Origin of the sequence: Mesorhizobium sp. M0601, assembly GCF_040320845.1 — a bacterium.
In the GTDB taxonomy this organism is placed as follows: Bacteria; Pseudomonadota; Alphaproteobacteria; order Rhizobiales; family Rhizobiaceae; genus Mesorhizobium.
In genome coordinates this window covers 79,678-100,543 of the sequence record NZ_JAMYQK010000002.1, presented here as the reverse complement: position 1 = coordinate 100,543, position 20,866 = coordinate 79,678, and the positions used below count along the sequence as shown (strand labels likewise).

Below are 20,866 nucleotides of genomic sequence, written 5' to 3'. Positions count from 1 at the left end.
ACATATAGTGGATCAGCCCGCGGCTGGCTACCTTTGGTGTCTATCGTCCTTCTTCGGAGTAGACCCATGAAAGTCCTGCTTGTTTTTGCTCATCCTGAACCGCGTTCGCTCAACGGTGCGCTGCGTGACGTCGCCATCAGGGAACTCGAGGCCCAGGGCCACGAGGTGCGGGTGTCTGACCTCTACGCCGACGGCTGGAAAGCCAAGGTGGACCGTGCCGACTTTCCGTCGTGGCCGCCCGAAGCACGCTTCCTGCCGGCCGGCGCCTCCAAAAAGGCTTTTGCGACCAACACTCTGACCGATGACGTCAAAGCCGAGATCGACAAGCTGCTATGGGCCGACACCCTGATCCTCCAGTTCCCGCTGTGGTGGTACGCCATGCCGGCGATCCTCAAGGGCTGGGTCGATCGCGTGTACGCCTACGGCTTCGCCTATGGCGTTGGCGAGCACAGCGACAAGCGGTGGGGTGACCGCTTTGGTGAGGGAACGCTCGCCGGCAAGCGCGCAATGCTGATCGTGACCGCAGGCGGCTGGGAAGAGCATTACTCCGCCCGCGGCGTCAACGGCCCGATCGACGACCTGCTGTTCCCGATCAATCACGGGATTCTATACTATCCGGGCTACGACGTGCTTCCGCCGTTCGTGGTTTACAGGGTGGACCGTTTCGGGGAGGCGGATTTCGAGCCTGTCGCGGAGCGACTGCGCGAAAGGATGCGAACGCTCGAGACAATCCGGCCCATTCGTTATCGGCAGCAGAATGGCGGCGATTACCTGATCCCAAGCATGCAATTGCGCCCCGGCTTGGAGAACCCGGGTGCGACCGCCTTTGCGCTTCACGAGGATCGCGCCGGCGCCGCCGCCCAGTCCGATCAGGACAGCCGGGCGATGATGGTGCGCAGCGCCTCGCCGAAGCGCCGGACTTCCTCGATCGTATTGTAATGCACCAGCGAGGCGCGCACGGCGCCGCTGTCCATGCTGAGGTTGAGCCGCTTCATCAGGCGCGGCGCATACATGTGGCCGTCGCGAATGCCGATCTGCATCTCGGCCATTTCCTCGACGATCCTCTGCGGCGACAGCGTGCCGACATTGAAGCAGAAGGTCGGCACGCGCTCGCTGAGGCGTGCCTCGTCGGCCACGCCGTAGATCGTCGCGCCGCAATCTTTGAGCACCGCCAGCATTTCGCGCGCCAGCACCTGTTCGTAGTCGCGGATGGCATTCATGCCGGCGACGATGTTGTCGCGGCGCGACCGGTTATTCTCTGACAAGAAATTGCGGCCGATCGATTCGAGGTAGCGCACCGCGGCATCCATGCCGGAGACGTTCTCGTAGATGAACGTGCCGGCTTCGATTTTGTGGGGCGGCTCGTCGGGGATGAAATCCTCGCGGAAGGTCGGCAGGCGCTTCAGTGTTTCGAAGCGGCCCCACAGGAAGCCCATATGCGGCGAGAAATTCTTGTAGCCGGAGCAGACCAGATAATCGCAATCCCAGGCCTGCACATCAATCAGCCCGTGCGGCCCGTAATGCACGCAGTCGAGGAACACTTCGGCGCCTGCCGCATGCGCAATCCCAGCCACGGAGGCAACGTCGACAATCGAGCCGATCGAATGCGCCGTTACCGTGCAGGCGACGAGCCGGGTGCGCTCTGAGACCAGCGGGCGCAAATCGTCGACATGCAGATTGCCGTCGTCGCGCATCCGCCACCATTTGAACTTGGCGCCGGCGGGCGCCAGCGCCAGCCACGTCGCGATATTGGCGTCGTGATCCATATCGGTGATGACGAACTCGTCACGCTCCCCGTTTGGGCGCTCGGAAAGCATCTGGCCGATGCCGAGGCTGACCAGGCGGATGAACGAAGTGGCGTTCATGCCGAAGCAGATCTCCGCCGGGTTGGTGGCGTTGATCAGCAAGGCCACACTTTCGCGAGCGCCGGCGACGGCTTGGTCGACGGTGACGCTGCGGCCATAGCGGCCGCCGCGCTGCACATTATGCGCGACCAAATGGTTGGTGACCGCATCGAGCACGCTTTGCGGGATCTGCGCGCCGGCGGCATTGTCCATGAAGACGAAGTCCCCGGCTTGCTGCAAGGCGGGAAACATGGCGCGGATCGTCTCGACCGGGAAAGCTGCGGCATCGCCGGTTTTCGAAATCTGATGCTGGTTCAAGGTCGTCTCCTGCGAAGTGCGCTGACAGATTAGCGGGTCTTTTCGGTTTGAAAGCGGCGTTCAAGGAGGCTGACGAGACGGACCATCGGCCAGAGAAAGATGAGATAGACCAGCGCCGCGCCGATCAGCGGTGAAGGATTGGCATAGAGCGATTGCGCGTTGGTCGCTTCTTTCAGCAGTTCGGGCAGCGCCACGGTGGAAGCGAGCGAAGTATCCTTGAACATCGAAACGCAATTGCTGGTCATTGGCGGAATGACGACGCGGATCGCCTGCGGCAGCACTACCTTGCGCAAGGTCAGCAAGAACGGCAGGCCGAGCGCCTGCGCCGCCTCGAACTGGCCGCGCGGAATGCTCTCTATACCGGAGCGGAACACCTCGGCCGAATAGGCCGCCATGATGATGGCGAAGGCCATCACCGCGGACGTCCACGATGACAGGCGAATGCCGAGGAACGGCAGCGCATAGTAGATCAGGATCAGCACGACCAGCACCGGCATCGCCCGGAAAATGTCAATGTAGCCGACAGCCAGCAGCCGAAGCGGCTTTGGCGCATAGAGCCGCACCAGGCTGATCGCGAGGCCGACGGGAATACCGATGCCGATGCTCATGATTCCGAGCAGCAGGGTGTTCAGGAAGCCGCGCAACAGCGCCGGCAGGCTGGAGACCATGACGTCGGCGTTGAAGAAGGTGTCCAGCAGCGACATCGCAGCATTTCCGAAACGTTTGGCGTCCCGCGACGCTCGAGCCCGAGCCCGAAATCCGAAATCGTGCCGGCATCGAAAGCCGGCACGACATTTAAGCGTGAACTGCCGCTCAGGCCTTCGGCATAGGAGTTTCCTTGACGGTCGAGGAATCGGCAGGTGCGTCGCTGCCGAACCACTTCTTGTGGATCGCGGCCAGCGTGCCGTCCTTCTTCATCGCGGTCAGCGCGTCGTTCAGCTTGCCGAGCAGCGGGTGGTCCTTGGTCATCATCAGACCGTACTGCTCGCCGGTCTTGATGCGCTCTTTTACGGCGAGATCCTTCATCCTGGTGAAAGAATATTCCAGGCCCGGAATATCGCTGACCGCCGCATCGACGCGGCCGGAGCTGAGATCGAGCAGCAAATTCTGCTGCGTGTCGTAGCCCTTGACGTCACTGAACCCGTCCGCTTCCTGGTGGGCCTTGACCCAGGCTTCGCCGGTCGAGCCGGACAGCACGCCGACAATCTTGCCCTTGAGGTCGGCCTCGGCCTTGATCGGGCTGTCGGCCTTCGCGGCGATGCCCATGTCGGAATCATAGTAGGGCTGCGTGAACGACTGAGACTTCAGCCGCTCCGGCGTGATGGTGATCGACGAGATGGCGACGTCGATGCGCTTCGAGGTGGTGGCGGCGAACAGCGCCTGGAAACCGAGATCGGCGATATCAGTGGTCATGCCGATACGCTTTGCCGCCTCATTGATGATGTCGACTTCGAAACCCTCGAACGTGCCGCTCTCGTTCTTGTATTCAAAAGGCGGATTGGTCGGATAGGCGCCGACATTCAGCGTGCCTTCGGCGTAGGCCGGGCCGCCGGCGATGCCGATGGCGGCAGCAAGAAGCAGCAGGTTGCGACGGGTGAAGTTCATTTTCGTTCCCTCTGGTTGTGATCGGACGGGTTTGGCCCGCACGGTTTTGATGCGCCAAGTGACGGGACTGCCGGAAAGCCCTCCCGGCACGGCAGTCGCAAGACATCGAATGCTATCCAAAGTACCGCGCTTTTCAAGGCGAAAGTTTTAAGCTTAAAAAATTGCCACGTGTTGCCGTCACTCCGGAATAACCGCCGTCGCCTGGATCTCAACCTTGGCGCGATCCTCGACCAGCGCCATCACCTGCATGGCGGCCATCGCCGGAAAATGCCGGCCGATCACCTCGCGATAAACCTCGCCGATCCCCTTGAGATTGGTCAGATATTCCGCCTTGTCGGTAAAGTACCAGGTCATAGAGGTGATATGTTCCGGCTTGGCGTCGGCCTCGGCGAGCACAGCAACAATATTGGCCAGCGTCTGCCGCACCTGGCCGACAAGATCATCGGTCTCGAAGCGGCCCTGTCCGTTCCAGCCGACCTGCCCGCCGACGAAGACAAGCTGCCCACGCGCGGCGACGCCATTGGCGTAGCCGACGGGTTTCGCCCAGCCTTCCGGCTGCAGGATGGTGTGCATGTCAAAACCTCCCAATGCTCAAATCCGGTCGCTCAAAACTCGAAGACAATAATTTCACGCAAACTCTCGTCTCAGGCCGCTCCCATCACTTGCCGTGCAATCACCACCTTCTGCACGTCGGACGCTCCCTCGTAGATGCGCAGCGCCCGGATCTCGCGATACAGGCTTTCGACGATATGGCCCTTGCGGACGCCGTCGCCGCCATGCAGCTGCACAGCCTTGTCGATCACCTCCTGCGCTTTGTCGGTAGCGAACAGCTTGGCCATGGCGGCTTCGCGGGTAACCCGAGCCGCGCCCATGTCCTTGGTCCAGGCGGCGCGATAGACCAGCAACGCGGCGGCATCGACATCCAGCGCCATGTCGGCGATGTGGCCCTGCACCATCTGCAGCTCGGCCATCGGCGCACCGAACAGCCTGCGCTCGGCCACTCTTGTGATGCTTTCGTCCAGCGCGCGCCGGGCAAAGCCGAGCGCCGCTGCGCCGACGGTCGAACGGAACACGTCGAGCACGGACATGGCGATGCGAAAACCGTCCCCGGGTCTGCCGATCAGCGCCGAGGCTGGAATGCGTGCATTGTCGAAGGACAGCCGGGCGAGCGGGTGCGGCGCAATCACCTCCAGCCGCTCGGCAACGATCAGCCTTTCGGTTTCGGAAGGCACGATAAAGGCGGAAAGCCCCTTGGCGCCGGGCGCCTCGCCGGTACGGGCAAAGACAACATAAAAGTCAGCGATACCGCCGTTGGAGATCCAGGTCTTTTCGCCGGATAGGAGATAGCTGTCGCCGTCACGCGCGGCGGTCATTTCCATATTGGCAACGTCCGAGCCCGAGCGCGGCTCCGACAGCGCGAAAGCCGAAATCGCCTTGCCGGCCCGTGTCTTCGCCAGCCAGTGCTGCTGGTCGGGCGAGCCGAACAGGCTGAGCGCGCCAGTGCCGAGCCCTTGCATCGCGAAGGCGAAATCGGCCAGCCCATCATGCCGGGCCAGCGTCTCGCGCGTGAGGCAGAGCGTGCGCACGTCGAGCGGCGAGGGGTTTTCGGTGTCGAGCGCCGTCGGCTTCAGCCAGCCGTCCTGGCCGAGCTTGGCCACCAGCTCGCGGCAGGCGGCGTCGACATCGTGATGCGCGACCGGCAGGTTCTTGGCGCACCATGCCTCCAGCCGCTCCGCCAGATCGCGGTGGCGATCCTCGAAGAACGGCCAGGAGAGGAAGGAACGGTCAGGCATTGCTGCCTCCACAATTCTCCGGCCCTGGCGCTCCACGGCGCCCCCCTCTGTCCTGCTGGACATCTCTAGGGGGGAGATTGGCGGCTTCGCTGCCACGGCTCTCCCTGCGATGTTGGAGATTGGCGAAAGCGGGCCTGATATCCAATCTCCCCCCTTGAGGGGGAGATGGCCGGCAGGCCAGAGGGGGGTGCTGTCCCGCCAGCGTGGAAGCGATCATCTCAATTTCCCTCGAACACCGGCTTCTCCTTAGCCACGAAAGCCGTGTACGCCCGCTCGAAATCGCGGGTCTGCATGCAGATCGCCTGCGCCTGCGCTTCCGCTTCGATCGCCTGGTCGAGACCCATCGACCATTCCTGGTTCAGCTGCGTCTTGGTCATGCCATGGGCGAAGGTCGGGCCGGAAACGATGCGCGCGGCCATGTCGAGCGCGTCGGCCTCAAGCGTTGCGGTATCGACCAGCCGGTTGTAGAAGCCCCAGCGCTCGCCTTCCTCGGCACTCATCGTGCGGCCGGTATAGAGCAGCTCGGCGGCGCGGCCCTGGCCAATGATGCGCGGCAGGATCGCGCAGGCCCCCATGTCGCAGCCGGCAAGGCCGACGCGGGTGAACAGGAATGCTGTCTTGGCCTGGGGCGTGGCGATGCGGATATCGGAGGCCATGGCGATAATCGCGCCGGCGCCGACCGCCACGCCATCGACCGCCGCAATAATCGGCTTGCCACAATTCAGCATCGCCTTGACGAAATCGCCCGTCATGCGGGTGAAGGCGAGCAGCGCCTTCATGTCCATCTTGACCAGTGGGCCGATGATTTCGTGGACATCGCCGCCCGAGCAGAAATTGCCGCCATTGGGCAGGAACACCACAGCATCGACATCATCGGCGTAGACAAGGTCGCGAAATATGTCGCGCAATTCGGCATAACTGTCGAAAGTCAGCGGGTTCTTGCGCTCCGGTCGATCGAGCCGGATCTTTGCGATCTTGCCTTCGACCTGCCAGTGGAAATGCTTCGGCTTGCGGCCGGCCAGCTTCGTCATTCCCGTCCCTCCCAATTGCTGCGGAAGGAGGTCAGCATGCCGGTCAGCCGGCGCGCCTCATCCTCGCTCACATTGCCCAGCAACTCGCCGACCCATTTCTCATGCGCGGCGGCGATCACGGCGAAAATCTTCGATCCCTCTTCCGTCAGCCGCACCATCGAGGTGCGGCGGTCGCCATTGCGTCGGGCCCGCATCACCAACCCTTCCGAGACCAGCCGGTCGATGATGCCGGTGACATTGCCGTTGGACACCAGCAGGAAGCGCGAAAGATCGCTCATCAGCATGCCCTCCGGCGCGCGGTAGAGCGCGGCCATCACGTCGAAGCGCGGCAGCGTTGTGTTGAACTCTTGCCGCAGTCGTTCGCGCAGCTCGGCCTCGATGGTGCGCGAGGCGCGCAGCAGGCGTATCCACAGCCGCAGGCGGTCCTTGCCGGGTCCGGACGGGGCGGGCAGGGGACCGGCTACCATGTCTCACCTCCGGAGATCGAAATCGTCTGTCCGGTAATCGACCGGGCGGCGTCGCCACACAGATAAAGTACCGCGGCCGCAATTTCTTCCGGCTGGATGAAGCGGCCTTGCGGGTTGGTCGCGGCTAGGCTCGTCCGTGCCTGCTCGGACGAACGGCCGGTCGTTTGGACGATGCGTTGGACGGTGCTCTCCAGCATCTCGGTTTCGACAAACCCTGGGCACACGGCATTCACTGTTATGCCGGACTTGGCGGTCTCGACGGCGAGTGCCCGCATCAGGCCGACGACGCCATGCTTGGCGGCAACGTAAGCTGCGACATAGGGATAGCCTTTCAGTCCGGCGGTGGAAGCGACGAAGATGATACGGCCAGTCTTGCGCACTGCCATGCCGGCCAACGCCGGCTTCACCGTCAGGAACGCACCGGTCAAGTTGACGTCGAGCGTGCGCTGCCAGTCTGCCAGCGAGGTCCGCTGCGCCGGGGCACTGCCGGACATGCCGGCATTGGCAACGACGATGTCGAACGCTCCGCGTGCCGCTTCCGCGGCCTCGTAGAGCGACGCCATCGACGTCTCGTCGGTGACGTCGGCGGCAATGGCGAAGATGGACTTGTTCTCCGCGGCGACCTCGGCAAGCGGCTCCACGCGCCGGCCGCAGATGGTCACGTCAACGCCCGCGCCGGCCAGCGCCAGCGCGATCGCGCGGCCGACGCCGGAGCCGCCGCCGGTGACCAGCGCATGACGCCGCGAAATCGTCACCGCGGCACTCATACTTTCAACCCCGCTGCCGCTTCGCGTTCGGCCACCCGGTAGAGCTGGTCGCGGCCGGGCAGATAGGGATCCGGCCATTTGACGCCGCGATCGCCAAGCGTGACAGCTGCGTGCAGCGTCCAATACGGATCGGCAAGATGCGGCCTAGCCAGCGCGACGAGATCGGCGCGGCCCGCCATCAGGATCGAGTTGACGTGGTCCGGCTCATAGATATTGCCGACCGCCATCGTCGCCATGCCGACCTCGTTGCGGATGCGATCGGAAAACGGCGTCTGGAACATGCGGCCATAGACCGGTCTTGCCACGGCCGACGTCTGGCCGGCCGATACGTCGCAGATGTCTACGCCGGCCTCATGCAGCAGCCGCGCGATCTCTACGGCATCGGCCGGCGTCACGCCTTCGATGCCCAGCCAGTCATTGGCGGAGATGCGCATCGAGATCGGCTTCTCGGCCGGCCACGCGGCGCGCACCGCATGAAAGATTTCCAAGGGGTAGCGCATGCGGTTTTCCAGCGAGCCGCCATAGGAGTCGGTGCGCCGGTTGGTCAAGGGCGTGATGAAGGAGGACAGGAGATAGCCGTGCGCGGCGTGGATTTCGAGCATGTCGAAGCCGCAGCGCGCCGCCATCTCGGCCGAAGCGACAAACTGGCCGCGCACCATATCCATGTCGGCGCGGTCCATCGCCTTCGGCACCTGGTTTTCCCGCGACCACGGCACGGAAGACGCTGCCATGACAGGCCAATTGCCTGAGGGCAGCGGCACGTCGGTTCCCTGCCAGCCGAGCCTGGTCGACCCCTTTGCACCGGAATGGCCGATCTGGGCGCAGATCTTGGCCTCGGTTTCGGCATGGACGAACTCGACCAGCCGCTTCCAGGCGACCTCATGCTCGGGCGCATAGAAACCGGGGCAGCCAGGCGTGATGCGGCCCTCCGCGCTGACGCACGTCATCTCGATGTAGAGGAGACCGGCGCCGCCCTTGGCCCGTTCGGCGTAATGGGCGAAATGCCAATCGGTCGGACAGCCGTCGACCGCCTTGTACTGCGCCATCGGCGAGACGACGACGCGGTTCTGCAGCGCCATGCCGCGCAGCCGGAACGGCGCGAACATCGGCGCGCGACGCAGATTGTTGCCCCCGGCGCCGGCCTGGCGCTGGAACCACTCCTCGGCGCCGGCCAGCCATTCGGCATCGCGCAGCCGCAAATTTTCGTGACTGATGCGTTGCGAACGCGTCAGCAGCGAATAGTTGAACTGCACCGGATCGAGGCCGAGATAGCGCTCGACCTCCTCGAACCATTCGAGCGAATTGCGCGCCGCCGACTGCAGCTTCAGCACTTCGGTGCGGCGGGCGTCCTCATATTTGCTAAAGGCGGCCTCGAGGTCTGGCTCGGACTCGACATAGTCGGCCAGCGCCACCGCGCTTTCCAGCGCCAGCTTGGTGCCGGAACCGATCGAGAAATGCGCGCTCGCCGCCGCGTCGCCCATCAGCGCCAGGTTCTTGTAGGACCAGCGTTCGCACAAGACGCGCGGGAAATTGATCCACGCCGAGCCGCGGATATGATTGGCGTTGGTCATCAGCGCGTGGCCGCCGAGATGACGGGCAAAGATGCGCTCGCAGACGGCAATCGATTCCTGCTGCGACATCGCGCCGAAGCCGAAGCGCTGCCAGGTCTGCTCGCTGCATTCGACGATGAAGGTCGCGGTATCGCTGTCGAACTGGTAGGCATGCGCCCACACCCAGCCATGCTCGGTCTTTTCGAAGATGAAGGTGAAGGCGTCGTCGAATTTCTGGTGGGTGCCGAGCCAGACGAACTTGCATCTACGAATGTCGATATCGGGCTTGAACACGTCGACGAAGGTGCTCCGCGCTTTCGAGTTCAACCCGTCGGCGGCGACAACCAGGTCGTGCGTCTCCATATATGGCTTGGGATCGGCGATGTCGGTTTCGAAGACCAGCTTGACGCCGAGTTCGCGCGCGCGCCGCTGCAGCAATGTGAGCAGCCGCTTGCGGCCAATGCCGCAAAAGCCGTGACCGGTCGAGACCGTGCGCACGCCGTCATGGATGACGGCGATATCGTCCCAATAGGCGAAATGCTTGCGGATCCAGACGGCGCTGACCGGGTCGTTTTTGGTCAGGTTCTCCAGCGTTTCGGCCGACAGCACGACGCCCCAGCCAAACGTGTCATCGGCACGGTTGCGCTCGAACACCGTGACCTCATGCGCGGCATCCCTGAGCTTCAGCGAGATTGCAAAGTAGAGCCCGGCTGGTCCGCCGCCGAGAACCGCAACTTTCATCGTGCGATCTCCTCTTCGCTTCTGTTTGTCGAGTTTACGCCTGAGGCGGATTAATTCAAGCTTGAAGTTTCAGGATTGAAACAATCCGCCCCAGAAACCCAGCTTGCCGGCAGTCGGCTTGCGCAGGCCAGGGACGCCCCGGGCTATTTTTCCGGGTTCTTCGGGCTCCACAGCACTGTCTCCGCATCTTTTTCATAGGCCATGCCATTGGGATAGCTGATCGCTTCCAACTGCAAGCCCCAGGGCGCCTGGAAGTAGAGGATGGTTTGGCCGGCGGCCGGGCCTTCGGTAACCGGCAGCGGCCCCATCCGCGTCTTGACGCCCTTGCCGTCAAGATAGGCTTTTGCGGCGGCGATGTCGTCGACATAGAAGGCGATATGGAAGCCGCCTATGTCGCTGTTGCGAGGCGTCAAGTCCTTCTGGTCCGGCGCGGTGTATTTGAACAGCTCGATGTTCGACCCGTGTCCGCAGCGGACCAGGGTGATCTCCTCAATCACCGCCTTGGGATCGACGCCCAGCAGATCCTGCATGAATGTGCCCTTGTCGTCGGCGAACGGGCCGAACGACATCGCCTTCTTGCAGCCAACCACCTCGGTGAAGAAATCGACCGCCTGCTCCATGTCGGGGACGGTGACGCCGGTGTGGTCGTGGCCTCGCATGCCGGGTATCGAATCAGCCGAGGCTGCTCCCATCGAGCCGACTAGAGCGGCCGCAAGCATCGTGTTTCTGATTGCGTATTTCATTCCAGTTCTCCTCCGTTTCGCGAGCTGACTTGTCGGCGCACGTCCGAGGCCCGCTCTTCGGCGTGCGAATAGGAATGTGTTCATGCCAGCGCCTTTGCGGCGGGAAGCAGCCAGGCGTCATCGATCTCGGGCAGCGGAATGGCGGCGAGCAGGTCGCGCGTGTAAGCCTGCTGCGGCTGCTCGAACAAAGTATCCGTCGCACTGGCTTCGACGATCGCGCCTTCGCGCATGACGATCACTTGCCGGCAGAGCCGCCGGATCACCGACAGGTCATGGCTGATGAAGGCAACGGTCAGGCCCATCTCCGCTGCAAGCTTTTCCAGCAGCGTCAGGATCTGCGCCTGGGTCGACACGTCGAGGCCGGAGACGATCTCGTCGGCCAGCACGAATTTCGGCGACAGCGCCAGCGCTCGGGCAATGCCGACGCGCTGGCGCTGGCCGCCCGACAATTCATGACGATAGCGGCTGGCGAAGCCTTGCGGCAGGCCGACGCGCTGAAGCGCTTCAGCAACTCGGGCTTTCAAATTGTCGCCGAGGCCATTCTGTTTGAGCGGTGCGGCGATGATGCTGGCGATGGTGCGGCGTGGGTTGAGCGACGACATTGGGTCCTGGAAGATCATCTGCAGATTGCGGCGCAGCGGCCGGAGTTCCGCCTCAGGCAGATGCGTGATGTCGCGGCCGTCGAAAATGACATTGCCGGCGCTGGGCTCCAAAAGGCGCACCAGCGTGCGGCCAAGCGTTGATTTGCCGGAGCCGGATTCGCCGACGATGCCGGTCACCGAGCCCTTGGGCAGGTCGAAATCGAGGCCGTTCAGGATCTGGGCCAGCGGCGCGCGGCCAAACAGCGGCTTGCGCGTCATATCGGGTAGGGCAACCTTCAGCCCACGTACGGAAAACAGCGGCTCAGCCATGCGGGCGTCTCCAGGCCTGATCGGCGGCGGCGATCTCCGAAGCAAGCCCGGCCAGCACCGCCTCGTCCAGAGGCTTCAGCGAGGCGAAGGGGTCGGTATAGCGTGGCGTCGCGGCCATCAGAGCTCGTGTGTAGGGGTGCTGCGGAGCGGCGAAGAGAGCGGCCGTTTCGGCCTCCTCGACCACCTTGCCGGCATAGAGCACCGAGACCTTCTGGCTGATCTTGGCGACGACGCCGAGATCATGGGTGACGAACAGGATCGCCGTGCCGTGCTCGCGCTGCAGCTGCGCGATCAGCCGCAGGATCTGCTTCTGCACGGTCACGTCGAGCGCCGTGGTCGGCTCGTCGGCGACGATCAGCCTTGGTTCGGCCGCAAACGCCGCGGCGATCAGCACGCGCTGGCGCATGCCGCCGGACAGCTCGTGCGGATAGCATTTGAGGACACGCTCGGGGTCGCGGATCTGCACCTCGTCCAGCAATTGGCGAATGCGTGTATCGGCCTTCTCACCGCTCCAGCCGAGGATGCGCACCAGCCGGTCGGTCATCTGCGGGCCGATGCGGCGTGACGGGTTGAGCGCGGTCAGCGGGTCTTGCGGGATCAGCGCGGTGCGCGCGCCGATCAGCGTGCGCCTTGCCTTTGGCTGAAGCTTGCCGAGGTCCTCGCCCTCCAGCAGCATGTCGCCTTCGACGATGCGCACGCTCGAGGGCAGCACGCCAAGCACCGCCTTGCCGATCATCGTCTTGCCGGCGCCGCTCTCGCCGACCAGCGCGCGCACCTCGCCGGGCTCGACGGCGAGCGACACCGAGCGCAGCACGCGCAAGCCATTAGGCAGCACCGCGCTAAGGCTGCGTATGTCAAGGCAGGGTTTCGCCAGCGCGTTCATCGCAGCACCGGATCGAAACGTGCCCTGAGACCTTCGCCGAACTGGCTGAACGACAGCACTGTCAGGATCAGCGTGACCAGCGGGAACACCAGCACCCACCAGGCCTGATGGATCGACAGGCGGCCCTCGGCGATGATGCCGCCCCAGGTTGGGTCGTCGGTCGAGATCGACAGATTGACGAAGGACAGGATCGCCTCGACGATGACGGCAATGCCCATCTCCAGCGACAGCAGCGCGACGATCGACGGCACCACATTGGGCAGCACTTCGCGCAGCATGATGCCGATGCGGCCGTAGCCGGCGATGCGGGCGTTCTCGACATAGTCCATGCGCGACTGGCCCAACGTCTCGGCGCGGATCACCCGGCAGAAGCGCGTCCAGTCGATGACGGCAATGGCAATGATAACCGAGCTCAAGCCGGTGCCGAGCACTGCGACCAAAAGGATGGCAAACAGCACCGGCGGAAACGCCATCCAGACATCGACGATGCGCGAGATGATGCGGTCGGCCCAGCCGCCGAAATAGCCGGCGATCAGCCCCAGCGTCGAGCCGACCAGGCAGGCGGCAAGGGCTGCCGCGAAGGCGACGATGAAGGCGATGCGGGCACCGAAGATCAGCCGTGACAGAAGATCGCGGCCGAGGCTGTCGGTGCCGAGCCAGTAGCCGGGCTCAGCACCGCTCAGCCAGAACGGCGGCAGCCGCTCCAGCATCAAATCCTGCGCCAGTGGGTCCTGCGGCGCGACCAACGGCGCAAAAATCGCGGCCAGCAGCGCAATCAGCAGCCAGCCGCCGGCCAGCCACAGGCGTGCCCGCGAGCCATGTCTCGAAATGCGGGCCTCATCCATGGCGCAGCCTCGGATTGAGCAGGGCGTACATCATGTCGACGGCAAGGTTGATCAGCACGAACAGCAGCGCGAAGACCAGCACGATGCCCTGGATCAGCGGCAGGTCGCGGTTGATGACGGCATCGATCGCCATGTTGCCGAGACCTTCATAGGAAAACAGCCGTTCGACGATGACCGTGCCGCCGATGAGGAAGGTGAACTGCACGCCGACCAGCGTCAGCGTCGGCAGGGCCGCGTTCTTCAGCGCCTCGCGCAGGATGACCTGCGTTTCCGAAAAGCCCTTTACCCGCGCCAGCACGACGTAGTCGAGGTCGAGCACTTCCTTCAGCGACTGTTTCAGCAGCTGCGAGATGATCGCGGCCAGTGGCAGCGCCAGCGCAATCGCCGGCATCAGCATGTGTGCCAGCAGGTCCCTGGTCAGGTCGAAGCGCAGCCGTACGATGCTTTCGAACAGATAGAATTGCGTGACGAAGGGCAGATCGAGTTGCGGCGACACCCGGCCGGAAATGTCGAAAACCGGCACCAGCACGCCGAACAAAAGGATCAGCACCAAACCCCACAGGAAATCGGGAATCGAGAGCGCCGCACCGCTGGCGATGTCGATGCCAGCTTCGACCGCGGTGCCGCGTTCGCGCGCGCCGAGGATCGCCGTCGTGCCGCCGATCGCCAGCGCCATCACAAGCGCGACGATCGCGAGTTCCAGCGTCGCCGGCAGGCGGTTGAAGACCAGGCCCAGAACATCCTGCCGGAGCGAAATCGAAGTGCCGAAATCGCCCCTGACGACACCTGCCAGCCAGATGAAAAATTGCTGGACGATGGTCTTGTCCAGCCCGTAAAGCGCGCGCAGACGCGCGATGTCGGCATCGGTTGCACCGGGCGGCAGCATCATCGCGATCGGATCGCCTGGCGCGACACGGATGACGACGAAGACGACGACGGCCACGCCGAACAGCGTGATCGCCATCGTCAGAAGACGGATCAGGAATCTTTGCAGCAGCATGGTCGCCCGTGGCGGAAAATGCGCGCCGTCATTCCGGACGGCGCGCGACAAGCCGAAGACTGTCTCAGGCCGGGCTCATCAGCGCCGGCAGAAGTGCGCCCGACACATGCTGCACGACATTGACGCCCTTGGCATGCACGATCGGCTGCGCATACTGGATCAGCGGCAGCACATAGGCCTGTTCGGCGATGTATTTGTCGACGGCCTTCCAGCCGGCAATGCGCTTGGCCTCGTCCTTCTCGCCCCATAGTGGATTGATCATGTCGATCAGATCCTGACTGTCCCACACCGAATGCGGGCTCGGGCCATACATGGCAAAACCGGTCGAGGTGGTCGGGTCGCCGATGGCGTTGCCCCAATTGTAGAAGGCCGCCGGCGCCAGCTTGTCGGCGGCGCGCAGCTCGTAGTGCTTGGCGATCTCGTAGACCTCGATCGTCGCCTCGATGCCGACCTTGCGCCACATGCCGACGATCGCCTGGATCATCTCGTAGTCCTTGGGCTTGAAGCCCTTGGTCGTCTGTATCGTGAACTTGACCGGCTTTTCCGGCGAATAGCCGGAGGCGGCCAGCAGTTCCTTGGCCTTGTCCGGATTGTGCTCCACCTTGATCGACGCATCGTAGGCCGCGTATTCCGGCGTCTCCAGCGTATCGATGGGCTGGCCGTAACCGCGCAGCAGCCGGTCGACCAAAAGCTTTTTGTCGACGGCCATCACCGCTGCCTGGCGCACGTTCTTGTCCAGCATCACGTCGATGTCGTTGAAGAAGATCATGCCGATGTCGGAAACGTTCTTGCACGAGCCGGCAAGTCCATCCTTGGCGGTCAGGCGGTCATATTCCTCATAGGGGATTTCCAGCGTCACCTGCGAGGAACCGGACTCGATCTCGGCGACGCGGCTCGCCGCATCGGTGACGAACTTGATGGTTACGTTCTCGAAGGCCGGCTTGCCGCCCCAGTAGTTCGGGTTGGCCTTGAGCCGCAGGAAGGCGTTGCGCTCGAATTTGTCGACCATGTAGGGCCCGGTGCCGATCGGGGCTTTCTCAAAACCCTCGGCGCCGACCTTTTCGTAATAGGCCTTCGGCATGATGTAGCCGGTCAGGAACGACATCCACTTGAAATACACCGGGTCGAATTGCACGACGTCGCCGGTGATCTTGTTGCCGTCGATCTTGAAGTTGTTGACGTTCTTCCAGACGAACTGGATCGGGTTGCCGGTTTTTTCATCGCCCGCCCGCTGCAGCGACCAGACCACGTCTTCGGCCGTGAATGGCGAGCCGTCATGCCAGGTAACGCCCTCGCGCACCGTCATCATGATCTTGCTGCGACCCTCGTTCCAGCCCCATTCGGTGAGCAGGCCGGGCGCGAAAGAAAGATCCGGCTTCTGCGGGATGAACTGGTCGAACACCGACTGGTACAGACCCTGGATGGTCGGGTTGACCGCTGAAGGCCCGGTGGTCGGGTCCCAGGACGGCAAATTGACATTGTAGGCGATGGTCAGTTCGCCGGCAGCCCTGGCGATTTGCGGCAGGCCGAGCGCCGTGGCGCCAAGTGCGGCCGCGCCATATCCGAGCAATTCTCGTCTGTTGATTGTCATGGTCGTTCCCCTGTTGCTTTTATGCGCGGTGTCGTTGTCAATCGGTGGGTTCAGGCTCCTTGGGCAACCGCGCCTTGTCCTCCTTCACCCTAGATGAAAAATGGAGCCTACCTCCCGCCAAGTTGTTGCGCGAGCATGAAGCCCGACGCCGCCCCGGTGCCGGCGCCGGGCCATGTTGCCGCCCCGGTCAGGTGCAGATTGCCGACCGGCGTGTTCCAGCCAGCGTAACCGCGCGCCGGCCGGAACAGGAAATTCTGCGCCAGATGATGGCTGCCGCAGATCTGGTCGCCGCCGACAAGGTTCGGGTTCTCGCGTTCGAGGTCGATGGGCGAGAACACGGCGCGGCCGAGGATCTTCCGACGAAGGCCGGGCGCATAGCGCTCGATAATGTCGAGGACGCGCTCGGCGTAGTGCTCCCTAGCCTCGTCCCAGTGAGCCACCGCGATCGTGCCCGCCGCATCGCCTGCAATCTCGGCTGGCAGCATGCGCACCTGCACCCAAAGTACGTGCTTGCCGTCCGGCGCGCGCGAGGGATCGACGGCCGTCGGCTGGCCGACGACCAGCACCGGTTCGTCCGGCAGCACCCCTGACATCGCCTGCTGATAGGTCCAGGACATGGCATCGAGCGACGGCGACAGATGCACATAGGCGAACTGCCGAAGCTCGGCACCGGCGCGCCAGTCCGGCAGGTCGTCGAGCGCCAGATGGATCATCAACGTCCCCGGCGCGTGGCGGAATTTCTTCACGGCCGTGTCGAAGCCGGTGTCGCCGGATCCGTTAGGCAACAGTTTCCCGGTCAGCGCCTTGGGCGCGACACCGGCGATGACGGCCTTGGTGGCGGTGTGGGTCTCGCCGGAAGTGAGCCGCACGCCGGTCGCTTTGCCGGCCGAAACCGTGATCTCGGCGACATCAGCCCCAGTGACGATCTTGCCGCCGGCGGCCGTGAGCATGCCCGACAAAGCGCGGATAATCGTGTCGGCGCCGCCTCTGCCGAGCACCATGCCGAAGCACTGGTTGGCCATGGATTCGAGGTAAGGGAACACCGCGCCGCCGGCGATGTCAGGCGCGAAATCGAGATGCATGCCCCAGGTGGCCAGCGTCGCCCTGACATGCGGTGACTCGAAAGTATCCTCGAGCCAGGCGCGGGGTGACGAAAGCAGCAACCGACCTGTATCGAGCGCGCCGGCAAAACCCTTCTTGCGCCAGAGGTTCCAGGCGGTGCCGGCGAGCGCACGGCCGCTCATCGGCGAGCCCAGCAGCCGGAACAGATGCTCGGCCTCCGCCGGGAATGCCGCAACCAGACGGCGCCATGTCTGTGCGTCGGCGTCGGAAAAAGCGGCCATGCGCGAGGCGGTCACTTCCAGGTCGCTGCTGACGCCGAACCAGCGACCGTCGGGGAAGGCGCTGGCAAAACAGTCGGCCACCGGCACGAATTCCAGCCCGTGGGTTTTCAATTCATTTGCATATTTCTTGTGAAAGGCCGAGCCGGCGAACAGGCTGAGATTCATCGCGCCGAAATCGTGCCGGAAGCCCGGAAGCGTCAATTCGCGCGTCTGAACGGCGCCGCCGATCGTTGCATTACGCTCGAAAACTGCGGTTTTCCAGCCTTTGAGCGCCAGATGCGCGGCGCATGCCAGACTGTTGTGGCCTGCCCCGACAAATATGGCGTCGAACTCGCTCACGCCCCGTCCCATTTCCTTTATGCTTAAAGATAATTGCAGATGCATATGTTTTCGTCTAGTAGGATATTAAGGGCCGCGAGAGCCTTCAGCACCATCGAGAAAGAGGGAACAGAGACCATGGACACACAACAACTTTTAGGCGAAGTCGCCGGCCAGCTGCTTTCAGGCGCCATTCAGGTGGTCGACCTGACGGCGCCGCTCGGGCCCGACACACCGCTGATCAAGCTGCCGCCGGAACTGGCGGTCGACACGCCGAAGATCGAGATCCACGCCATCTCCGCCTATGACAAGAACGGTCCGTGGTGGGCGTGGAACTGGCTCAAGCTCGGGGAGCATTCGGGCACGCATTTCGACGCGCCCAACCACTGGATCACCGGCAAGGATTATCCGGACGGCGCCACCGACACCATTCCGGCGCAGAACTTCGTCGGACCCGTCAACGTCATCGACTGTTCCAAGCAAGCGGCAGCCGATCACGATTTCCTGCTCACCGTCGATCACATCAAGGCATGGGAAGCCGAACATGGCGCTATCAACCCCGGCGAGTGGGTGGTGATGCGCACCGACTGGTATAAGCGCAACGGCTCGGAAGCCGAGTTCCTCAACGCCAATGAGACCGGACCGCACACGCCTGGCCCGACCGCCGAAGCCATCCAGTATCTGATTAGCAAGGACATCAAGGGCTGGGGCAGCGAGACGATCGGCACGGATGCTGGAAAAGCAGGGGGAATGGAGCCGCCGTTCCCGGCGCATAGCCTGATGCACAAGGCTAACCGCTACGGTCTCGCCAGCCTTTGCAACCTCGACCGGCTGCCGCCGAAAGGCGCGATCCTGATCGCGGCGCCGCTCAAGATCGAGCACGGCACCGGCAGCCCGATCCGCGCGTTGGCGTTGGTGCCAAGGCAATAGGGTAGCTGCGGTCTTCGGGAGAAGATCATGTGCGGAAGTGGCACTGTGGTGACGGAGTGGGAGCGGCAGCCTTGCAAAGCTGCGGCTCTACGGCGCCGTAGAGCGCCAATCTCTGCTAGGAGCACGCATCGATGAGCGCTCCCGATCACATCGTCGTCGGCAGCGGCATCAACGCGCTGGTCTGCTCGGCGATGCTTGGCGGCAAGGGGGCGAAGGTGCTGGTGCTCGAGCGCAACGACCGCATCGGCGGCTGCATGCGCACCGAAGAAATCACCGCGCCCGGCTTCATCCACGACGTGATGGCGACGACCTTTGTCCTGTTCATCACCTCGCCGGCCTATGCGGCGCTGGGCAAGGATCTGGCGCGGCACGGCCTGGAGTTTTGCAACAGCTCCACGCCGACCGGTGTGCTGCGCCCGGACGGCAGCCATGCCGTCCTGCGCACCGACCGTATCGCCAATGTAGCGGCGATCAATGCGCTTGCCGCGGGCGACGGCAACCGGCACGCAAACGATGTCGGCGAGATCGAGCGCAACGCCGGTCTGCTGTTCGGACTGCTCGGTGGCAGCCTGTGGTCCTACCCGACGGCCAGGCTGCTGGCGGGTGAAGCCTGGCGGGGCGGCCCGCGTGGCCTTGCCGCCTTTCTCGGCAGCGCGCTGGTGCCGGCGCGCGGTTGGCTGGAAAGCACCTACCAGTCGGAAACGATGCGCGCGCTGTGGGCGCCCTGGGTGCTGCATGCCGGCCTCGGGCCTGAGGACGCGTTCTCCGGCCAGATCGCCAAGGTCATCGCCTTCGCGCTTGAGGCGGCCGGCGCGCCGATCGTCAAGGGCGGTGCCAGGAATCTGCTGGCCGCCTTCGAGGCCCTGATCAGGGAACGTGGCGGCGAAATCCGCACCGGCGCCGACGTCGCGGCTATTGTCCAAAGCGGAGGCCGCGCCGCCGGCGTGCGGCTGGCTTCGGGCGAAACGATCAACGTGAACAAGAGCGTCATCTGCTCGGTCACGCCGACCCAGCTCTACGAGCGGCTGCTCGGCGACGCGGCGCCGAAAGCAGACGTCGAGGCAGCGCAAAAATACCGCTACGGCAAGGGCAATTTCCAGATCCACTATGCCTTGGACAAGCCGCCGGCATGGCGCGGCGAGGGCCTGGACAAGGTCGCGCTGCTGCATCTGACGCCGGGGCTCGACGGCGTCTCGAAGGCCTGCAACGAAGCCGTGCGCGGCATGCTGCCGGAGGTGCCGACCATGTGCATCGGCCAGCCGCACGCGCTCGACCCATCGCGCTGCCCGGACGGCAAGGCGGTCCTGTGGCTGCAACTGCCCGAGGCGCCACGGCATATCAAGGGCGATGCCGCCGGCAAACTGCAAACACCGGCAGACGGTCGCTGGACCGAGGCGCTGCGCGAAGCCTATGCCGACCGTGCCGAAGCGATCCTTGCCAGCCATATCGATGGGTTCAAGGACAGCGTCATCGCACGCCGCGCCTGTTCGCCGGCCGACCTGGAAGCGATGAACATCAATCTGGTCGGCGGCGACCCCTATGGCGGTTCCTCGGCTATCGACCAGTCGTTTCTGTGGCGGCCGTTCAAGACGAGCCGCAATCACGCCACCGGGGTCAGGGGTCTCTACCACATCGGTGCCTCGACCCATCCGGGTGCTGGCTTGGGCGGCGGCTCCGGCTTTCTCCTGGCGGGGAGGCTGTGATGGAACAGAAGGTTGAAAAGCGCCAGCGCATCTCGACTTTGGGCCAGATCGGCCTGCAGCAATTCGCGCCCTATCTGATGAACCGTATCATGGGCCGCTACAACGCCACCTTACGTGACAATTTCCGCAAGCAGGGTCTGACCATTCCGCAGGTGCGCACGCTGGCTGTGTTGTCGGTCACCGATGGCGTCACCGTCAACGATCTCTCGGTCTATACCGTCATCGAGCAGTCGACCTTGAGCCGGACGCTCGACACGCTGGAGGGGCAAGGGTTTGTGCGGCGCGAGCAGGGGGTCACCGACAGCCGTATCCGCCATGTGTTCCTGACCGACGATGGCCGCGCCGAGTTCGCGCGCGCCTGGCCGGCCATGCACGACGCTTTCGAGGCAATGTTCGACGATGTGGACGATGCCGAATACGCGGCGCTGATCGCGACATTGCAGAAGATGCTGAAGAACATTCGCAAGCACGACATCTGATCTT

The 20,866-nt window shown here is 63.8% G+C and carries 20 protein-coding genes; 4 read left to right on the top strand and 16 right to left on the bottom strand.

Translation table 11 applies throughout. The features are described 5' to 3' along the window. The first annotated feature begins 66 nt into the window (after nucleotides 1-66). Nucleotides 67-939 (top strand): NAD(P)H-dependent oxidoreductase, encoded by an 873-nt coding sequence (locus NKI41_RS02975; RefSeq protein WP_352681325.1) that lies wholly within the window; start codon nucleotides 67-69, stop codon nucleotides 937-939. Here NKI41_RS02975 and NKI41_RS02970 read toward each other — a convergent pair. The 16 genes from NKI41_RS02970 to NKI41_RS02895 form a co-directional block, all read right to left on the bottom strand. Further along, nucleotides 870-2,162 carry a cysteine desulfurase-like protein gene (locus tag NKI41_RS02970; protein ID WP_352681323.1) on the bottom strand — a complete coding sequence of 431 codons (1,293 nt, stop codon included), beginning with the start codon at nucleotides 2,160-2,162 and terminating at the stop codon, nucleotides 870-872. The genes NKI41_RS02975 and NKI41_RS02970 overlap by 70 nt on opposite strands. Nucleotides 2,163-2,191: 29 nt before the next feature. Beyond that, a complete protein-coding gene (locus tag NKI41_RS02965; protein ID WP_292656040.1) occupies nucleotides 2,192-2,866 on the bottom strand; it encodes an amino acid ABC transporter permease in 675 nt (224 codons plus the stop codon). 109 nt (nucleotides 2,867-2,975) lie between these two features. Further along, the gene (locus NKI41_RS02960; protein WP_352613846.1) at nucleotides 2,976-3,767 is read right to left on the bottom strand and encodes an ABC transporter substrate-binding protein; all 792 of its coding nucleotides are present in this window, start codon (nucleotides 3,765-3,767) and stop codon (nucleotides 2,976-2,978) included. A 177-nt stretch (nucleotides 3,768-3,944) separates the two neighbouring features. Then, a complete protein-coding gene (locus tag NKI41_RS02955) occupies nucleotides 3,945-4,340 on the bottom strand; it encodes a RidA family protein (RefSeq protein ID WP_352681321.1) in 396 nt (131 codons plus the stop codon). Between the two features lie 71 nt (nucleotides 4,341-4,411). Beyond that, entirely contained in the window at nucleotides 4,412-5,560 is a 1,149-nt protein-coding gene (locus NKI41_RS02950; protein WP_352470006.1) for an acyl-CoA dehydrogenase family protein, read from the bottom strand. 218 nt (nucleotides 5,561-5,778) lie between these two features. Beyond that, the gene (locus tag NKI41_RS02945; RefSeq protein ID WP_352681318.1) at nucleotides 5,779-6,591 is read right to left on the bottom strand and encodes an enoyl-CoA hydratase family protein; all 813 of its coding nucleotides are present in this window, start codon (nucleotides 6,589-6,591) and stop codon (nucleotides 5,779-5,781) included. Next, the gene (locus tag NKI41_RS02940) at nucleotides 6,588-7,058 is read right to left on the bottom strand and encodes a MarR family winged helix-turn-helix transcriptional regulator (protein WP_023676834.1); all 471 of its coding nucleotides are present in this window, start codon (nucleotides 7,056-7,058) and stop codon (nucleotides 6,588-6,590) included. Before NKI41_RS02940 ends, NKI41_RS02945 begins: the two co-directional genes overlap by 4 nt. After that, nucleotides 7,052-7,825 (bottom strand): SDR family NAD(P)-dependent oxidoreductase, encoded by a 774-nt coding sequence (locus NKI41_RS02935; RefSeq protein ID WP_352470008.1) that lies wholly within the window; start codon nucleotides 7,823-7,825, stop codon nucleotides 7,052-7,054. Before NKI41_RS02935 ends, NKI41_RS02940 begins: the two co-directional genes overlap by 7 nt. Continuing rightward, nucleotides 7,822-10,116, bottom strand: coding sequence for a bifunctional salicylyl-CoA 5-hydroxylase/oxidoreductase (locus tag NKI41_RS02930; RefSeq protein WP_352681315.1), 2,295 nt, complete (start codon nucleotides 10,114-10,116; stop codon nucleotides 7,822-7,824). Before NKI41_RS02930 ends, NKI41_RS02935 begins: the two co-directional genes overlap by 4 nt. A 143-nt stretch (nucleotides 10,117-10,259) precedes the next feature. Beyond that, nucleotides 10,260-10,859: a VOC family protein gene (locus NKI41_RS02925; RefSeq protein ID WP_352623230.1), complete on the bottom strand. Its 600-nt coding sequence runs from the start codon at nucleotides 10,857-10,859 to the stop codon at nucleotides 10,260-10,262. An 80-nt stretch (nucleotides 10,860-10,939) separates the two neighbouring features. Further along, nucleotides 10,940-11,770, bottom strand: a complete 831-nt coding sequence (locus NKI41_RS02920) for an ATP-binding cassette domain-containing protein (RefSeq protein WP_352681313.1) — start codon at nucleotides 11,768-11,770, stop codon at nucleotides 10,940-10,942. After that, entirely contained in the window at nucleotides 11,763-12,653 is an 891-nt protein-coding gene (locus tag NKI41_RS02915) for an ABC transporter ATP-binding protein (protein ID WP_352681311.1), read from the bottom strand. The genes NKI41_RS02920 and NKI41_RS02915 overlap by 8 nt, the downstream gene beginning before the upstream one ends. Then, nucleotides 12,650-13,498 carry an ABC transporter permease gene (locus tag NKI41_RS02910; protein WP_352681309.1) on the bottom strand — a complete coding sequence of 283 codons (849 nt, stop codon included), beginning with the start codon at nucleotides 13,496-13,498 and terminating at the stop codon, nucleotides 12,650-12,652. The genes NKI41_RS02915 and NKI41_RS02910 overlap by 4 nt, the downstream gene beginning before the upstream one ends. Beyond that, nucleotides 13,491-14,498 (bottom strand): ABC transporter permease, encoded by a 1,008-nt coding sequence (locus NKI41_RS02905; protein ID WP_352448553.1) that lies wholly within the window; start codon nucleotides 14,496-14,498, stop codon nucleotides 13,491-13,493. Before NKI41_RS02905 ends, NKI41_RS02910 begins: the two co-directional genes overlap by 8 nt. A gap of 64 nt (nucleotides 14,499-14,562) precedes the next feature. After that, entirely contained in the window at nucleotides 14,563-16,089 is a 1,527-nt protein-coding gene (locus tag NKI41_RS02900; protein ID WP_352681307.1) for an ABC transporter substrate-binding protein, read from the bottom strand. A gap of 107 nt (nucleotides 16,090-16,196) precedes the next feature. Beyond that, a complete protein-coding gene (locus tag NKI41_RS02895; protein WP_352540479.1) occupies nucleotides 16,197-17,771 on the bottom strand; it encodes a phytoene desaturase family protein in 1,575 nt (524 codons plus the stop codon). Between the two features lie 117 nt (nucleotides 17,772-17,888). Between NKI41_RS02895 and NKI41_RS02890 the strand changes: the two genes are divergently transcribed. The 3 genes from NKI41_RS02890 to NKI41_RS02880 all read left to right on the top strand — a co-directional run bounded on the left by NKI41_RS02890 (nucleotide 17,889) and on the right by NKI41_RS02880 (nucleotide 20,862). Beyond that, nucleotides 17,889-18,680: a cyclase family protein gene (locus NKI41_RS02890; protein WP_352540480.1), complete on the top strand. Its 792-nt coding sequence runs from the start codon at nucleotides 17,889-17,891 to the stop codon at nucleotides 18,678-18,680. Nucleotides 18,681-18,811: 131 nt separating this feature from the next. Continuing rightward, nucleotides 18,812-20,383, top strand: coding sequence for a phytoene desaturase family protein (locus NKI41_RS02885; RefSeq protein WP_352681305.1), 1,572 nt, complete (start codon nucleotides 18,812-18,814; stop codon nucleotides 20,381-20,383). Next, nucleotides 20,383-20,862 (top strand): MarR family winged helix-turn-helix transcriptional regulator, encoded by a 480-nt coding sequence (locus NKI41_RS02880; protein WP_352455076.1) that lies wholly within the window; start codon nucleotides 20,383-20,385, stop codon nucleotides 20,860-20,862. The genes NKI41_RS02885 and NKI41_RS02880 overlap by 1 nt, the downstream gene beginning before the upstream one ends. The last annotated feature ends 4 nt before the right edge of the window (nucleotides 20,863-20,866 follow it).

Excerpts from the sequence above, each read along its gene's own strand:
- NKI41_RS02975 (WP_352681325.1), top strand. The coding sequence starts at position 67 with ATGAAAGTCCTGCTTGTTTTTGCTCATCCTGAACCGCGTTCGCTCAAC.
- NKI41_RS02965 (WP_292656040.1), bottom strand. The coding sequence starts at position 2,866 with ATGTCGCTGCTGGACACCTTCTTCAACGCCGACGTCATGGTCTCCAGC.
- NKI41_RS02960 (WP_352613846.1), bottom strand. The coding sequence starts at position 3,767 with ATGAACTTCACCCGTCGCAACCTGCTGCTTCTTGCTGCCGCCATCGGC.
- NKI41_RS02955 (WP_352681321.1), bottom strand. The coding sequence starts at position 4,340 with ATGCACACCATCCTGCAGCCGGAAGGCTGGGCGAAACCCGTCGGCTAC.
- NKI41_RS02950 (WP_352470006.1), bottom strand. The coding sequence starts at position 5,560 with ATGCCTGACCGTTCCTTCCTCTCCTGGCCGTTCTTCGAGGATCGCCAC.
- NKI41_RS02945 (WP_352681318.1), bottom strand. The coding sequence starts at position 6,591 with ATGACGAAGCTGGCCGGCCGCAAGCCGAAGCATTTCCACTGGCAGGTC.
- NKI41_RS02940 (WP_023676834.1), bottom strand. The coding sequence starts at position 7,058 with ATGGTAGCCGGTCCCCTGCCCGCCCCGTCCGGACCCGGCAAGGACCGC.
- NKI41_RS02935 (WP_352470008.1), bottom strand. The coding sequence starts at position 7,825 with ATGAGTGCCGCGGTGACGATTTCGCGGCGTCATGCGCTGGTCACCGGC.
- NKI41_RS02930 (WP_352681315.1), bottom strand. The coding sequence starts at position 10,116 with ATGAAAGTTGCGGTTCTCGGCGGCGGACCAGCCGGGCTCTACTTTGCA.
- NKI41_RS02925 (WP_352623230.1), bottom strand. The coding sequence starts at position 10,859 with ATGAAATACGCAATCAGAAACACGATGCTTGCGGCCGCTCTAGTCGGC.
- NKI41_RS02920 (WP_352681313.1), bottom strand. The coding sequence starts at position 11,770 with ATGGCTGAGCCGCTGTTTTCCGTACGTGGGCTGAAGGTTGCCCTACCC.
- NKI41_RS02915 (WP_352681311.1), bottom strand. The coding sequence starts at position 12,653 with ATGAACGCGCTGGCGAAACCCTGCCTTGACATACGCAGCCTTAGCGCG.
- NKI41_RS02910 (WP_352681309.1), bottom strand. The coding sequence starts at position 13,498 with ATGGATGAGGCCCGCATTTCGAGACATGGCTCGCGGGCACGCCTGTGG.
- NKI41_RS02905 (WP_352448553.1), bottom strand. The coding sequence starts at position 14,498 with ATGCTGCTGCAAAGATTCCTGATCCGTCTTCTGACGATGGCGATCACG.
- NKI41_RS02900 (WP_352681307.1), bottom strand. The coding sequence starts at position 16,089 with ATGACAATCAACAGACGAGAATTGCTCGGATATGGCGCGGCCGCACTT.
- NKI41_RS02890 (WP_352540480.1), top strand. The coding sequence starts at position 17,889 with ATGGACACACAACAACTTTTAGGCGAAGTCGCCGGCCAGCTGCTTTCA.
- NKI41_RS02885 (WP_352681305.1), top strand. The coding sequence starts at position 18,812 with ATGAGCGCTCCCGATCACATCGTCGTCGGCAGCGGCATCAACGCGCTG.
- NKI41_RS02880 (WP_352455076.1), top strand. The coding sequence starts at position 20,383 with ATGGAACAGAAGGTTGAAAAGCGCCAGCGCATCTCGACTTTGGGCCAG.